Annotated in this window: 15 protein-coding genes; 10 read left to right on the top strand and 5 right to left on the bottom strand. The window is 65.2% G+C overall.

What is annotated here, in order from left to right; genetic code table 11:
- Positions 1-20 precede the first annotated feature (20 nt).
- Together sorT and sorU are read left to right on the top strand one after the other, a co-directional pair.
- Complete coding sequence (sorT, locus tag ACWGXF_RS05680) at positions 21-1,232, top strand: SorT family sulfite dehydrogenase catalytic subunit (protein WP_012836567.1); 1,212 nt, start codon at positions 21-23, stop codon at positions 1,230-1,232.
- Positions 1,233-1,321: 89 nt separating this feature from the next.
- Entirely contained in the window at positions 1,322-1,657 is a 336-nt protein-coding gene (sorU, locus tag ACWGXF_RS05675; protein WP_034382662.1) for a SorU family sulfite dehydrogenase c-type cytochrome subunit, read from the top strand.
- Between the two features lie 6 nt (positions 1,658-1,663).
- Here the strand turns inward: sorU and ACWGXF_RS05670 are convergent, their stop codons facing one another.
- Positions 1,664-2,416 carry a class I SAM-dependent methyltransferase gene (locus tag ACWGXF_RS05670; RefSeq protein WP_452101750.1) on the bottom strand — a complete coding sequence of 251 codons (753 nt, stop codon included), beginning with the start codon at positions 2,414-2,416 and terminating at the stop codon, positions 1,664-1,666.
- Between the two features lie 197 nt (positions 2,417-2,613).
- Here ACWGXF_RS05670 and ACWGXF_RS05665 point away from each other — a divergent pair, with 197 nt between their 5' ends.
- Both ACWGXF_RS05665 and ACWGXF_RS05660 read left to right on the top strand, forming a co-directional pair.
- Positions 2,614-3,216 carry a tetratricopeptide repeat protein gene (locus ACWGXF_RS05665; protein ID WP_003065258.1) on the top strand — a complete coding sequence of 201 codons (603 nt, stop codon included), beginning with the start codon at positions 2,614-2,616 and terminating at the stop codon, positions 3,214-3,216.
- A 47-nt stretch (positions 3,217-3,263) separates the two neighbouring features.
- Complete coding sequence (locus tag ACWGXF_RS05660) at positions 3,264-4,091, top strand: hypothetical protein (RefSeq protein ID WP_003065256.1); 828 nt, start codon at positions 3,264-3,266, stop codon at positions 4,089-4,091.
- A gap of 82 nt (positions 4,092-4,173) precedes the next feature.
- Here the strand turns inward: ACWGXF_RS05660 and ACWGXF_RS05655 are convergent, their stop codons facing one another.
- Complete coding sequence (locus ACWGXF_RS05655) at positions 4,174-5,601, bottom strand: FAD-binding oxidoreductase (protein ID WP_034382664.1); 1,428 nt, start codon at positions 5,599-5,601, stop codon at positions 4,174-4,176.
- A 299-nt stretch (positions 5,602-5,900) separates the two neighbouring features.
- Between ACWGXF_RS05655 and ACWGXF_RS05650 the strand changes: the two genes are divergently transcribed.
- The gene (locus ACWGXF_RS05650) at positions 5,901-6,899 is read left to right on the top strand and encodes a Bug family tripartite tricarboxylate transporter substrate binding protein (protein ID WP_012836571.1); all 999 of its coding nucleotides are present in this window, start codon (positions 5,901-5,903) and stop codon (positions 6,897-6,899) included.
- A gap of 15 nt (positions 6,900-6,914) precedes the next feature.
- Positions 6,915-7,886 (top strand): BMP family lipoprotein, encoded by a 972-nt coding sequence (locus tag ACWGXF_RS05645; RefSeq protein WP_452101749.1) that lies wholly within the window; start codon positions 6,915-6,917, stop codon positions 7,884-7,886.
- Positions 7,887-7,910: 24 nt separating this feature from the next.
- Here the strand turns inward: ACWGXF_RS05645 and ACWGXF_RS05640 are convergent, their stop codons facing one another.
- On the bottom strand, positions 7,911-8,279 hold the full coding sequence (locus ACWGXF_RS05640) for an EF-hand domain-containing protein (protein ID WP_034382667.1): 369 nt from the start codon (positions 8,277-8,279) through the stop codon (positions 7,911-7,913).
- A 184-nt stretch (positions 8,280-8,463) separates the two neighbouring features.
- Here ACWGXF_RS05640 and ACWGXF_RS05635 point away from each other — a divergent pair, with 184 nt between their 5' ends.
- Together ACWGXF_RS05635 and ACWGXF_RS05630 are read left to right on the top strand one after the other, a co-directional pair.
- Positions 8,464-9,030, top strand: coding sequence for a cob(I)yrinic acid a,c-diamide adenosyltransferase (locus ACWGXF_RS05635; RefSeq protein ID WP_012836574.1), 567 nt, complete (start codon positions 8,464-8,466; stop codon positions 9,028-9,030).
- Between the two features lie 21 nt (positions 9,031-9,051).
- The gene (locus ACWGXF_RS05630) at positions 9,052-9,960 is read left to right on the top strand and encodes a LysR substrate-binding domain-containing protein (RefSeq protein ID WP_054073414.1); all 909 of its coding nucleotides are present in this window, start codon (positions 9,052-9,054) and stop codon (positions 9,958-9,960) included.
- 12 nt (positions 9,961-9,972) lie between these two features.
- On the opposite strand, the gene ACWGXF_RS05625 is transcribed toward ACWGXF_RS05630, so the two are convergent.
- Complete coding sequence (locus ACWGXF_RS05625) at positions 9,973-11,196, bottom strand: D-amino acid dehydrogenase (protein ID WP_452101757.1); 1,224 nt, start codon at positions 11,194-11,196, stop codon at positions 9,973-9,975.
- A gap of 280 nt (positions 11,197-11,476) precedes the next feature.
- Between ACWGXF_RS05625 and ACWGXF_RS05620 the strand changes: the two genes are divergently transcribed.
- Together ACWGXF_RS05620 and ACWGXF_RS05615 are read left to right on the top strand one after the other, a co-directional pair.
- On the top strand, positions 11,477-12,358 hold the full coding sequence (locus tag ACWGXF_RS05620; RefSeq protein WP_046461746.1) for an amino acid ABC transporter substrate-binding protein: 882 nt from the start codon (positions 11,477-11,479) through the stop codon (positions 12,356-12,358).
- A gap of 1 nt (position 12,359) precedes the next feature.
- Positions 12,360-13,088 carry an aspartate/glutamate racemase family protein gene (locus ACWGXF_RS05615; RefSeq protein ID WP_012836579.1) on the top strand — a complete coding sequence of 243 codons (729 nt, stop codon included), beginning with the start codon at positions 12,360-12,362 and terminating at the stop codon, positions 13,086-13,088.
- A 140-nt stretch (positions 13,089-13,228) separates the two neighbouring features.
- On the opposite strand, the gene ACWGXF_RS05610 is transcribed toward ACWGXF_RS05615, so the two are convergent.
- Positions 13,229-13,831, bottom strand: coding sequence for an HD domain-containing protein (locus tag ACWGXF_RS05610; RefSeq protein WP_039049332.1), 603 nt, complete (start codon positions 13,829-13,831; stop codon positions 13,229-13,231).
- Between the last annotated feature and the right edge of the window lie 63 nt (positions 13,832-13,894).

Genomic DNA, 13,894 nt, shown 5'->3' with positions numbered 1-13,894 from the left:
AAAATTACCGAGGAGACCCCATGCAACAACCCACCTCTCTGCCACGTCGCCGCCTGCTCGCCGGTAGCGCCAGTGCGCTGGCTGCAGCCGGTCTGGCAAGCTTCCAGAGCCAGGCCATGGCACAGGCCGCTGCACCCGCAGCCAAGCCTCTACCTGGCTATGCCGGCTTCAAGAATGCCGATGCCGTGATCGTGCACAGCTCTACCACCATCGAGACCAAGCGCAGCGCGTTTGGCTCCAGCGTGGTCACGCCCACCAACCAGCTCTATGTGCGCAACAACCTGCCCACGCCTTCCGAGTCCATCGTGGCCGATCGCGATGCATGGGCGGTGCAGATTGATGGCGTGAAGAAGCCCGCCAAGCTGACCGTTGGCGAGCTCAAGAAGCTGGGCCTGGAAACGGTGACCATGGTGCTGCAATGCTCGGGCAATGGCCGCGCCTTCTTCCCCACCAAGCCCAGCGGTACGCAATGGACCGTAGGCGCTGCAGGCTGCGTGGTCTGGAGCGGCGTGCCAGTGCGCGAGGTGGTCAAGGCCCTGGGCGGCGTGGCCGACGGCATGGTCTACATGACGGGAACGGGCGGAGAGGTGCTGCCCGCAGGACTGGACCCCAAGAGCGTGCTGGTGGAGCGTTCCGTGCCTCTGTCGGCCATGGAGGACGCGCTGCTGGCCTGGGAGATGAACGGCGAGCCCGTGCCTCTGGCCCATGGCGGCCCGCTGCGCCTGATCGTGCCCGGCTACACCGGCGTGAACAACATCAAGTACATCAAGCAGCTGGCCTTTACCGTCAAGGAAAGCGAAGCGCACATCATGTCCCACGGCTACCGCATCTCGCCCCCCGGCAGCAAGGGCGACCCCAGCCAGCCTTCGGTGCAGGAAATGAGCGTCAAGTCCTGGATCAACAGCCCCATCCCCGAAGACGGCAACCAGGCCTCAGGCCTGGTGCAGATTCAGGGCGTGGCCTTCGGCGGCATGAACGCCGTCAAGGGGGTGGAAGTCTCCATCGACGGCGGCAAGACCTGGAAGCAGGCTCGCCTGATTGGCCCCGATATGGGCAAGTACGCCTGGCGCCAGTTCGTGCTGCAGGTACAGCTGCCCAAGGGTACCCACACCCTGGCCAGCCGCGCTACCGACGTCAAGGGCAATGTGCAGCCCGAAACGCGTGGTGAAAACCAGAGCGGCTACAACAACACCAGCTGGGCCGACCACGCCGTGACTGTCACTGTGGCCTGAGTGTCGCAATCACTGCCCATGCCCCGTGCCGGAAGAAGGGACGCAGGGCATGGGATCCAACCCCGATGCATCGCATTTCTCCAAGAACAATGATGAAGACAAACCACACCCTCGCCGCCCTGCTCTTGACCGCCTTTGCGGGCACTGCAGCCCACGCCGATCAGGCTGCCCAGATGGCGCGCGGCAAAGAGCTGTTCACCACTGCTGCAGTCCCTGCCTGCGCGGTGTGCCATACCCTCAAGGACGCTGGTGCGGAAGGTGCCATAGGCCCGGTGCTGGACGAGTTGCAGCCCGATGCGGCTCGCGTGGCGCGTGCTCTGAAGGACGGCATCGGCTCCATGCCCTCCTTCAAGGCCACAATGAGCGAAGCCGATATCGCTGCCGTTGCTCTCTACGTGAGCAAGGCCAGCGGCGGAGCCAAATAAAGCGTCTCAGCTGCGTTCTGCGCCATCCAGCGGAATGGCGTAGATCCATACCTTGTGGCGGCTATTGCCTTGCAGGCATGCCGTCGCTTCCACGCCGGGCAGCTGGAAATCCAGGCTCACCAGCCAGCTGCCGGGCTGCATCTCGGTGGCAGCCTTGACAGCGGCGCGGCCCATGCTTTCGGGCCGCTGGAACAGATAGACCAGTTGATAGCCGCTCCAGTCGGCCAGCCAGATATCGCCACGCCGCACGCGTGCCCAGGGGCAGCGCAGGGCGCTGGCAATCGCCAGTGGCCAGCTCCATTCCAGACCATTGAGGCGGGCCTGCGGCAGCGCACTGCGCAGTGCGCGCAAGCCATCGCCCATGCCGCAGCCGGCATCCAGCACCAGCGCCTGCCTCGGCAACTGCACGACCTCTGCCAGTCCTTTGAGCGCATTTAACGGCGTTGGAAAGACGGGGGCATCACGCCAGGCATTGAGCGGGTAGATCAGCAGCAGCAAGGCCAGAGGCAGCAGCCAGCCCCAGGCGGGCAACTGGCTGGCGCTGAGCACCAGAAACGACAGCGGAAACCCGGCCGCAATGATGAGCCTGCGCCACCAGTTAGGCCCGTAGAGACTGGCCGCCGTGCTGAAGCCGCCGCCGACCAGCAGGGCCAGCCACCAGGGCAGCAGGCGCGCCAGACCCGCAAAAATCACCCAGGCCAGAAGCCAGACGAGCAGTGCAGGCAGAGGCCAGGTCGAGGCAAGCCATTTTTTTGTCATGAGTTTTGAAATGTATCCGTCATACACAGGCTCCACGACACCGAAGTGCAGGCAAGGCCTTGTCGGGATTTTGCATTTTGTGCGGGATACCCCTCTTTGGTGGGGTATGCGTGTTGTCAACTCGTCGTAAAAATTACTGATTTTTGCTTATGTATACTTTTCGGCTTTCAGCGGCTGAGAATTCAGAGGAGACATCCATGCGCCTGCTCGCCCCCACCTTTTCATTGGCGGCTCTTGCATTGACAGCATGCGCGGTACAGACACCGCAGGAGCAGTTGGCACCTGCTTCGCCCACCGTGCGCCTGTGCGAAGGCAATAACTGTTCCGAGCTGCCGCGCAATGTCGCGACTTTCCGTGGCGAGCCCGTCAATCCCGAGGCAGAGCGCCGCCTGGCGGCACTGGTGCAAAAAGCCGAGGCCGATCCTCGCGCAGCCTATGACCTGGGACTGCGCTATCTGCGCGGCGATGGCGTGGAGCGCAACAGCTATCAGGCCATCGAATGGATGCGCAAGGCCGGCGATGCCGGTAACGGTCAGGCCCAGTTTGCATTGGGCCGTCTGTATCTGCTGGGCTTTGAAGAAATGGGCCCGGACCCCGCCGAAGCCGAGGCCTGGCTGTCGCGTGCTGCCGCCAAGGGCTTCAAGGAAGCCAAGCGCCTGCTGCCCCAGGCGCAAGCCGCCAAACAGAATGCTCATGCACGCTATCAGGCCATCGAGGATGAGCGCAAGTCCTGGAATGGCTGGTATGTGGGCGCGCCCTACTACATGGTATGGGGCTCGTCGGGTTGGTATTACCGCTGAGGCGCTGTGAGCGCTGCAGCATTTTCTATTTTTTTGAAAGCATCACTATGTCCAAGAAGACAACGCTGCGTCTGGCAGCTATCGCATCGGCCCTGGCACTGGGCGGTTGCGTGACCCCCGGCGGCGGCACCATCTCCACGGGTACGGCTCCCACAGCTGCCACCGGCGCAGCGGGCGGCGCAACCAGCGTGAATGCGAACTCTACGCTCGAGCGTTGCGATGCCCCTCTGGGTACCCTGGCCGTGGATGACGGTCGCGGCAAGGAGTGGTATGCCAGCTTTGGCGCTGCCACCAAGATCACGACCATCGAGCCCCTGATCCGTCTGGCCGTGCAGCAGTCCAACTGCTTTGTGATCACCTCCATCGGCAACAACCGCACCGAAAGCAAGATGTCGGCGATCACCGACAAGCAGCGCAACTCGGGTGAATTCCGCGCCGGCTCCAAGCAGCAAAAGGGCCAGCGCGTGGCTGCCGACTACTACATGGAGCCTTCCATCATCATCGACAACGATGCAACCGGTCAGCTGGCAGCGGGCGTGGGCGGTCTGTTCGGCAATGTGGGTACGCTGATCGGCGGTGCCATGCAGAGCAAGGCTTCGGTGGTGACGCTGAGCATGTTCGACATCCGTTCTGGCGTGCAGATCTCCATCTCCGAAGGCAACTCCACAGCCACCAACTTCGGCGCAGCCATGGGCGCGTTCGGCGGTGGCGTGGGCGGAGGTCTGGGCGGCTTCTCGCGCTCACCCGAAGGCAAGGCCACGGTTGCCGCCTTCATGGATGCCTACAACAACATGGTGATCTCGCTGCGCAACTACAAGGCACAGGAAGTCAAGGGCGGCCTGGGTCGCGGCGGTCAGCTCAAGGTCGGCAAGTAAAGCGCCGATCCGAGAACAGAAAAGGGCCTGCAACTGCAGGCCCTTTTTCATGGTTTGCGCGTCTTCAGCAAGCGAGCGAGGCTCACTGCAGCTGAAAGATCTTGCCTGGGTTCAGGATGTTCTTGGGGTCCAGAGCCTGCTTGATGGCACGCATCATCTGCACCGCACCGGCTCCCGCCTCTTCGAGCAAAAAGCCCTGCTTGTGGATGCCGATGCCGTGCTCGCCCGTGCAGGTACCGCCCAGCGCAATCGCGCGAGCCACCAGCGTGTGGTTGAGTTGCTCGGCCTGCTGGCGCTGGGCGTCGTTGTCGGGATCGATCAGATAGCCGAAGTGGAAGTTGCCATCGCCCACGTGGCCGACCAGGAAGTAGGGGATGCCGCTGGCATCGGCCTCGGTCACGCACTCCAGCAGCGCATCGGCCAGGCGGCTGATGGGAACGCAGGCATCGGTGGTGATGCAGCGGCATCCGGGCACGCTGGAAACGGCTGCGAAATAGGCGTTGTGGCGCGCGGTGAACAGACGCGTACGGTCTTCGGGGCGTTCGGCCCATTCAAAGGCATTGCCGCCGAATTCATGGGCAATGTCCTGGACCATCTCGGCCTGCTCCTTCACGCCGGTGGGGGAGCCGTGGAACTCCATCAGCAGCATGGGCTCTTCACGCAGGGACAGCTTGCTGTAGGCATTGACCATGCGCACGGAGTTCACATCGACCAGTTCCACGCGGGCGATGGGAATGCCCATCTGGATGGTCTGGATCACCGTGTGCACGGCGTTCTCGATGCTGGAGAAAGAGCAGATGGCGGCGCTCACCGCTTCGGGCAGCGGGTAGATGCGCAGCGTGATCTCGGTGAAGATGCCCAGCGTGCCTTCGCTGCCCACCAGCAGGCGGGTCAGGTCGTAGCCGGCGGCGCTCTTCTTGGCGCGGTTGCCTGTGCGCACCACTTCGCCGCTGGCTGTCACTACCTCCAGGGCCAGCACGTTCTCGCGCATGGTGCCGTAGCGCACGGCATTGGTGCCGCTGGCGCGGGTCGAGGTCATGCCGCCAATCGAAGCGTCGGCACCGGGGTCGATGGGAAAGAAGAAGCCGGTGTCCTTGATGGCCTCGTTCAACGCCTTGCGCGTGATGCCGGGTTGCACGGTGATGGTCAGGTCTTCGGTGTTGACCGAGAGCACGCGACTCATGCGGCTGACGTCGATGGTGATGCCGCCTTGCACGGCCAGAAGATGACCTTCCAGCGACGATCCGGCGCCATAGGCAATCACGGGCACGCCGTACTGGTCGCAGAGCTTGACGGCATCCTGCACGTCCTGGGTGGATTCGGCAAACACCACGGCTGCCGGAGGGGGCGCGGAAATCGCGCCTTCATCGCGGCCATGCTGCTCGCGCACGGCCAAGGCCGTGGAGCACTGGCCGCCGAAACGTGTTTGCAGAGCCTGCAGAAATTCTTCGGGGATGGGGCGCTGCACGAAATCGGGCTGCAGCGAGGTATGGGCAACAGGTGCGTTCATCGGGGTCTCCAGAGGAGAAAAAGAATACCACCTGGCCCGGTCCGGGCGTGTACGTATTGGGTACTAGGCCATGCCGCTCAAGGTCGCGATCGCTACGCATGGCGCATGCCCATTGGAGCTGGCAGAGATCGCGGTTTCGTCGTGGCGCAGCCGTCTGGCGCGGGCATATAGATAAGTTCCGCCCTAGCTAATGAGAAATCAGTGTTTAGGGTTTGTGCCGGGTGTGCCTATATTGGCAAGCCTCATGGCGTGCGCTGCAGAGCTCGCTTCAAACCAAAAGCAGTTCGGAGGGCGGAGCTATGCGCGATACGGGTCGCAGATCATTCATTCAGGGGCTGGCCGGGGTGTCGGCGGCAGGCATGCTGGGCGCGGCATGGCATGTGCGTGCGGCGCAGACCCAGGCCTGGCCGGCGCGGCCCATCAAACTGGTCGTGACCTTTCCGCCCGGCGGCTCCAGCGATATCGTGGCGCGGGTGCTGGCTCCCGCGCTGGCCGAGAAGCTGGGCCAGAGCGTGGTCATAGACAACAAGCCCGGCGCGGGCTCGTCGATTGGCGCGCAGATCGTGGCGCACAGCGCCAACGACGGCTACACGCTGCTGGTATCGAATTCGGCGGCGCTGTCGATAGCGCCATCGCTGCTGCAAAGCCCTGGCTACGACCCCTTGCGCAGCTTCGAACACCTGGCCTATATCGGCGCCGTGCCGACGGTGTTTGCCGTGCATCCCTCGGTGCCCGCCAACAGCCTGAGCGAGCTGGTGAGCTGGATCAAGGAGCAGCCTGCCCCCGTGGCCTTTGGCAGCGGCGGCGCTGCCTCGGTGGGGCATCTGGTGGGCGAGCAGTTTGCGCAGACGCTCAAGCTGTCCATGGAGCATGTGCCTTACCGCGGCGCCGGCCCCATGCGTGCGGATCTGCTCAGCGGCCATATCAAGCTGGCCATCGATGCGCTGCCGCAGAACATCGCGCTGCACAAGCAGGGCCGGCTCAAGCTGCTGGCACTGACATCGCCACGCCGCGTAGCCCAGGCACCGGCGGTGCCCAGCGTGGCCGAACTGGGGCTGGCGCAGCTGGTCTCCGAAAACTTCGTCGGCATTTCGGCTCCCGCCGGCTTGCCCAGGGCGCTGGCCGAAAGAATCGCCAGCGCGGTGCGACAGATCAGCGCGCGTCCCGAGTTTGCACAGACGCTGGAAGCCCAGGGATTCGTGACCCGGGATATGGAATCCAAGGCCTTCACCCAGCTGATTGCGGACCAGCATCTGGCCTGGGGAGATATCGCGAAAAAGACAGGTGCAAAACTTTAAGCAGAAGAGACAACGATGAGCAGCGAGAAACTGTATTCACCCCGTAAGCCACGCTATGCCGTGGTGCTGTTTGGCCCCGAAGGGCAGGGCAGTTTCAACGAGTCGGGACTGCGCGGAGCCCACAGGGCAAGAGATGCCGGCCATGAGGTCGATGTGCTCTGGGTGGCCGGCCAGTCGGCGCAGCAGCGTGCCGCCGAAATGTCCGCATTGTGCGGTGGTCGCTACGCACTGATTCTTGCGCATGGCGGTCAGGGTGACGGTCCGGTGCAGATCCTGGCCGAGCGCTGGCCCGAGCAGGCTTTTGCGGTCACGCAAGGCAGCTGGGCGGCACCCAATGTGGCGCGTTACGAGGTGCTGCAGGAGCAATCGGCATTCCTCGCCGGCGTGCTGGCCAGCCAGTGGAGCAAGACGGGCAAGGTGGGGCATTTCTCAGGCGAGAAGGTGCCGCCGGGTCTGCGTGGCCGCGCGGCCTATGCGGACGGTCTCAGGCGCGCCGGTTTTGAAGGGCAGCTGGTCACCCAGTTCTGCGGTCACCAGCATCGCCCGGGCTGGGCCCGGACCTGTGTCTCGGCGATGGTCGAGCAGACGGGCCTGGACATTGTGTTTGCCATGCTGGATGGCGGCCGCCCCGGCGTCACGCAGGCCTGCCGGGCGCATGGCGTGGCGCAGATCGGCAATGTGCTGAACTGGGTGGAACGTGACCCCGAGGTGTTTGTGGCCTCGGCGATCTGCGATTCCGGCGAGGCCTTGTTTCGCGCCGTCGAGGACCATGCCCGGGGTCTGCTGCCGCTGGGGGGCTATCGTGCCTTTGGCCTCGAGGAGCCGAGCCTGGTGCGGCTGGAAATGGGAGGGCGGGTGAGTGCTGCGCAGCGCAGCCTGGTCGAAGACTGGGCGCAGCGCCTGCTGCGCCGCGAGTTCGAGATTCACCTGGACTATGCAGGGGCCGAGTTTGCCTTGCCGCAGGAGGAACTCGGCGCTGCGGCGTGATCAGGAAAGCGCCGCGGCAAGGCCTCAGTACTGCTGAGCACCCTTGTCGAATTCGGCGCGTGACAGCTGGCCGTTGCGGTCGCTGTCGATCTCTTCGAAGCGCTGGGAGATGACAGGTAGCTGGCGTGCTTCCTGCGCACTGAGCTGACCGTCGCGATTGGCGTCGGCACGCTCGAAGGCCGCTTGCACGCTGCTTTTTGCAGTCGGTGCCTGCTGCACGCCGGTGGCGGAACCCGACTGCACGATGCGCGCAGGCTCCTTGTTGTTGCCGGCGTTGCCGCCGCCGGTTTGCGCCAAAGCCATGCCCCCGCCCAGGGTGAGCGCAGAAAACAGCACCACGCTGACGACTTCGAATGACGAGACCTTGCAATTGAGCAGATTCTTCTTGTTCATGAATGGCATTCCTTCTCTATGCGATAACAGGAGTGCATTGCACCCTGTGAGGCGGCAAAGGGCCAGCACTTTTGCCTGCTGTTGCCTCAGACTACATTTGCCTGCGGGCTGTAACGCACAATGGCGGCAGTATCTGAGGGCCGCTCCGGCCCTGAAAACTCGCAGCTTTGACAAGGGATGACTCATGGGCAACCGCCTCACGCAAATCGCCACCCGCACCGGAGATGACGGAACCACCGGCCTCGGAGACAACACCCGCGTTTCCAAGAACAGCGGTCGCCCGCATGCCATGGGCGATGTGGATGAACTGAACTCGCATATCGGCCTGCTGCTGTGCGAGCCAATGCCCCAGGAGGTGCGCGACCTGCTGATCGACATCCAGCACCAGCTGTTCAACCTGGGCGGCGAGCTGTCCATGCCGGGCTATGAGCTGCTCAAGGACGATGCGCTGCTGCAGCTCGACAACGCGCTGGCCCACTACAACGCGCAGCTGCCGCGTCTTCAGGAGTTCATCCTGCCGGCCGGCACGCGCGCTGCCGCACAGGCCCATGTATGCCGCACCGTGGCGCGCCGTGCCGAGCGCCAGGTGGTTGCACTGGAGCAGGCCGAGGCCATGCGAGCCGCGCCGCGCCAGTATCTGAACCGCCTGTCCGATCTGCTGTTCGTGCTGGCCCGCGTGCTCAACCGCCTCGACGGCGGCGACGATGTGTACTGGAAGAGCGAACGCCTGGCGCGCGCGCAGTCCGAGTGAGGCGGTGGCAGGAGGCCGGGCATGCGTCTGCGACATATCGAAGTCTTCAATGCCGTGATGCAGACCGGCAGCGTCAGCGCGGCCGCGCGCCTCATCAACGTCACCCAGCCCGCAGTCAGCCGCACGCTGCAGCATGCCGAGTTGCAGATGGGCTTTGCGCTGTTCCAGCGCGCGCGGGGGCGGCTGACGCCGACCAATGAAGCGCTGGCCCTGTTTCCGCATATCGAGAAGCTGTTCGAGCAGCTCGACGAGGTGCAGCGCCTGGCCGCCAATCTGCGTCATGGCCAGTCGGCCGACCGGCTCAATGTGTTGACGGTATTCGCGCTCAGCCGCGAGGTGCTGCCGCGTGCCGTGGCGGGCTTCAGGTGTCGCCATCCGCAGGTCCAGGTGCACGTGCAGGCGCTGCACACGCCGCAGGTGGTGTCGGCCCTGCTGCTGCAGGAGGCCGATGTGGGCTTTGTGATCAGCTCCGTGGGTCAGCCCGCGCTGGAGCACGAGCTGCTGGCCGAAGTGGACATGTTCTGCGTCTTGCCCAAGGGACTGCTGCCGCCTTCGCGCGTGCGCGCCGAAGGCATGGAACTCAAGGACCTGGCCGATCTGCCTGTGGTCGCGCTCGATGCGCGCGACCCGCTGGGCATGCGCCTGGGCCAGGCCTGCCGCGAGCATGGCGTTGGGCTGTCGCCCGTGGTGACGGTGCAGACCTATCATGCGGCGCTGTCCATGGCCGAATACGGGCTGGGCGCGGCCATCATGGACGGCTGCACGGCCCTGGCGGCCGACCGGCGCCGAGTGCATGTGGTGCCGCTGCTGCCGCGCATCACCGTGGGAGTGAACGCGCTGAGCCTGCCTCAACGCCCGGGCTCGGTGCTGGCGCGCGCCATGACCCAGGAAATGCGCAAGGCCCTGCAGGAGCTTCTGAGAGAGTCCTGAGCAGGCCCGCGCTCAGGCCGCGTGCATCTGCGCGACCAGCCGCTGCGCCGAGCCGAAAGCCAGCGTCAGGCCCAGCGCGCCATGACCGGTCTGCAGCCACAGATTGCGCGGGCCGCCGCGCTGGCGGCCGGTGATGGGCAGGCCTGTGGGCGTGGCCGGGCGCATGCCGCTCCAGGGATGCAGCGAGCCCTGCAGCGGCAGCTGGGCAAAGACCTGCTGCGTGGAGCGGCGCAGGCTGTCGATGCGGGCCGGATCGATGCGTGTGTCGCGGCCGATGATCTCCACCATGCCGGCCACGCGCAGGCGCTCGCCCAGGCGTGCGAACACCACCTTGCGCGCGGTGTCGGTCACGCTCACGCGCGGCGCGGCCTGGTTGTGGTCGGATGCTATGTCCACAGTGATGCTGTAGCCCTTGAGCGGATAGACGGGAATGCGCAGGCCCAGCTGGCGCGCGTGGGCCGGGCTTTCCCAGCCGCTGGCCAGCACGTAGTGCTCGGCCTGAAGCGGGCCTGCGGCGGTGCGCAGGCCGGTGACGGCGTCGCCCTGGCGCTCGAAGCCCAGCACCTCGGTGTCGTAGCGCAGCTCGGCGCCGCGCGCGGCCAGCAGCGCCGCCAACTGCTCGCACAGCTGACGGCAGTCGGCAGCGCTTTCACTGGGGGTGTGAACGGCGCCCGCCATGCGGCCCGCGTAGCCGGCCAGCGCGGGCTCCAGGCGCACGGCGGCGGTGGCATCCACCACCTGCTGGCTGGCGCCGCCAAGGCGCGATTGCAGGGCCACCTGCCGGGCCGCGGCATCCAGGCCCTGCTGCGTGTGGTACAGCACCAGCTTGCCCGGCGTGTGCAGTGCGCAGCTCAGGGACTCCTGCGCTTGCAGACGCTCGAAAGCCTGCCGGCTTTCGGCGGCCAGCCTCAGCAGCGCCTGCGTGCCGGCCATGGAGGCGCGTGCATTGCAGGCGCCCAGAAAGCGCAGTCCCCAGGCCCATTGGGCGGGGTCGGCGCGCAGGCGCAGGGCCAGCGGCGAGTCCTTTTCCAGCAGCAGCAGCGGCAGCATCTTCCAGATGCCGGGATCGGCCAGCGGCTGCACGTAGGAATAGCTGAGCTGCGCGCCGTTGCCGCCGCTGGCGCCCGCTGCAGGGCCGGGCCCGCGCTCCAGGACCGTGACGCGGCAGCCCGCGCGCTGCAGCGCATAGGCAGTGGCCAGGCCGACGATGCCGGCGCCCACGATGCAGACATGCATTGATCGTTTCTCCATGCTGCCGCACTGTAGGCCCGTACGGGGCTGCGCAGCCATGGCATTTGGCATGCAGGGTATGCACCCAGGTTATGGTCTGCCCGCGCGATGTCGATGTATGCGTGCGGCCGGGCGGCCCTCGGTTGCGGTGTTTACCCGGAGCATGGCGGTGCCTGCGCAGCCACCCATAAACCAGGGGCATGGATCAGCCCGATATTGTCATCCTCCGGAGCCTGGCGCGCTTTCTACACTGGCGGCACATCCACCACCGAAGAGGAGACACCGCATGCAACTTCACTCCACCGTGCTTTGTGCGGCACTGGGCCTGGGTTTTCTGGGCGCTGTCCATGCCGATACCCTGGCCAAGGTGCGCGACAGCGGGCGCATCACGCTGGCCTACCGCGAGTCCTCCGTGCCCTTCAGCTACCTGGACAACGGCAAGCCCATAGGCATGACCGTGGAGCTTTCGCAGACGGTGGCCGAAGCCGTGAAGAAGCAGTTGAACCTGCCCGCGCTGGAGGTGCGCTGGCAGGCCGTGACCTCGCAAAACCGCATGCCGCTGCTGGCCAACGGCACCATAGACCTGGAGTGCGGATCGACCACCAACAACACGGTGCGGGCCAAGGAGGTGGGCTTTGCCATCAACCACTTCTACACCGGCACGCGGCTGCTGGTGAAGAAGAGCTCGGGCATCCAGAGCTATGCCGATCTCAAGGGCAAGACGGCGGCCATTACCACCGGCACCACCAATCTGCAGGTGCTGCGCAAGGCCAATGCCGAGCAGGGTTGGGGCATGAACATCGTCATGGCCAAGGACCATGCCGACGGCTTTCTGCTGGTCGAGAACGACCGCGCCGCGGCCTTCGGCATGGACGACATCCTGCTCTACGGCCTGATCGCCAACGCCAAGAATCCCAGGGATTTCCACGTCGTGGCCGATGCGCTGCAGGTCGAGCCCTATGCCTGCATGCTGCGCAAGGACGACCCGCAGTTCAAGCAGCTGGTGGATGGCGTGATCGGCGACATGATGAAGTCTGGCGCCTTCGCCAGGCTCTACGACAAATGGTTCATGCAGCCCATTCCGCCCAAGAACGCGGCACTGGGTCTGCCCATGAGCGAGCAGCTGCAGCGCAACCTGCAGGAGCGCGGCGACAAGCCGGCGTTCTGAGATGCAGGCGGTCGGCATTCTCGGCGGCATGGGGCCTGCAGCGGGCGCGGATTTCGTGCGCCTGTTCGTGCAGGCCTGCACCCGGCACCTGCAGGACCAGGGCCTGCCCGTGCATGACCAGGCCTATCCCGAGCACTGGCTGGTGCAACTGCCCATGCCCGATCGCACACAGGCGCTGCGCCGCGATCCGCAGTCACCTGAGGGCCCGGCTGCGCATCTGCTGCAGGGCGCGGGCCGGCTCGCGGCCCTGGGCGTGCGCAGCGTGGCCCTGGCCTGCAACACGGCCCATGCCTGGCATGGGCAGATACAGGCGCTTTTCCCGCAGCTGCGCGTGCTGCACATCGCGCAGCAGACGGCGCTGTATCTGAAGGCAGGCGGCGCGCGCCAGGCCCTGGTGCTGGCCACGGACGGCACCTATGACAGCGGGCTCTACGACGCAGCGCTGGCCGATTGCGGCATTGCCGCGCTGCGCCCCGGACAGGCGGGGCGAGCCCGGCTCATGCAAGGCATATACGAGGGCGTGAAACAAGGCGACATGCCGCTGGCCGTGCAATGCTTCGGCGAGGCGCTGGCACCGCTGCTGCAGCGCCACGGCGCCGTGCCCGTGATCATGGGCTGCACCGAGATTCCGCTGGCCCTGCCGCAGGCGCCGCAGGCCCGCGGCGCCGAGCTGGTGGACCCGGCCTGGATACTGGCCTGCGCGCTGGCGCAGGACGCCTACGCGCATTAGCGGCGAGGGAGGGCCAAAGCCCCGTAAAAAGATGAGCTGCAATCGCTTTCTGCACAACAGATAGGTATCGAATCACGGCCATATCTGTTGATGGGTGTACGGTGTCAGCTCATCTTTTAATGGTGGTTTGCCGGCACGTGCTAGGACCTCCGGGCGTCCCGCATCTCCGAGTCCATGGCGGCCTTGTAGATGCTTTGCCGGGGTCGCTGCATCAGGCGGCGCAGCATGGGCTCGAATTCACTCAGAGGCAAGGTCTCGGCCCGGGGATCGAAGGCCGGGTTGTCATAGAGTTCGCAGAACTCGGCCGTGCGCTGGTAGTGCGGATGTTCCCGGAACTGCTCGCGCATGTCCCTGTCCAGGCCGATGTGATGGAAGAAGTAATGGCCCTGGAAGATGCCGTGATGCTGGACCATCCAGTGATTGGCCTCGCTCACAAAGGGCTGGAGGATCGCTGCGGCAATGTCGGGGTGGTTGAAGGACCCGAGGGTATCGCCAATGTCGTGCAGCAGCGCGCACACCACATACTCCTCGTCACGGCCGTCGCGCAGCGCGCGCGTAGCGGTTTGCAGGGAGTGGGTGTAGCGGTCCACCGGAAAGCCGCCATAGTCGCCTTCCAGCAGCTTCAGATGGGCCATCACCCGCTCGGGCAGGCCCTGGCTGAACTGTGCAAATTCGCCGCCGATCAACTGCCAGTCTTCACGCGTGCTGTCTTGCATGCGCAGAAAGTTCGCCCGTGCATTCATGCCATGTCTTTCGTGGGTTATGGTCGTTGCACTGTAGGGCGCTGGCAGGGGCTGCGCTGTCAA

It is taken from the genome of Comamonas sp. HJ-2, assembly GCF_053615495.1.
The sequence above is the reverse complement of the archived record's forward strand: the minus strand, read 5'-3'. Positions and strand labels throughout refer to the sequence as shown.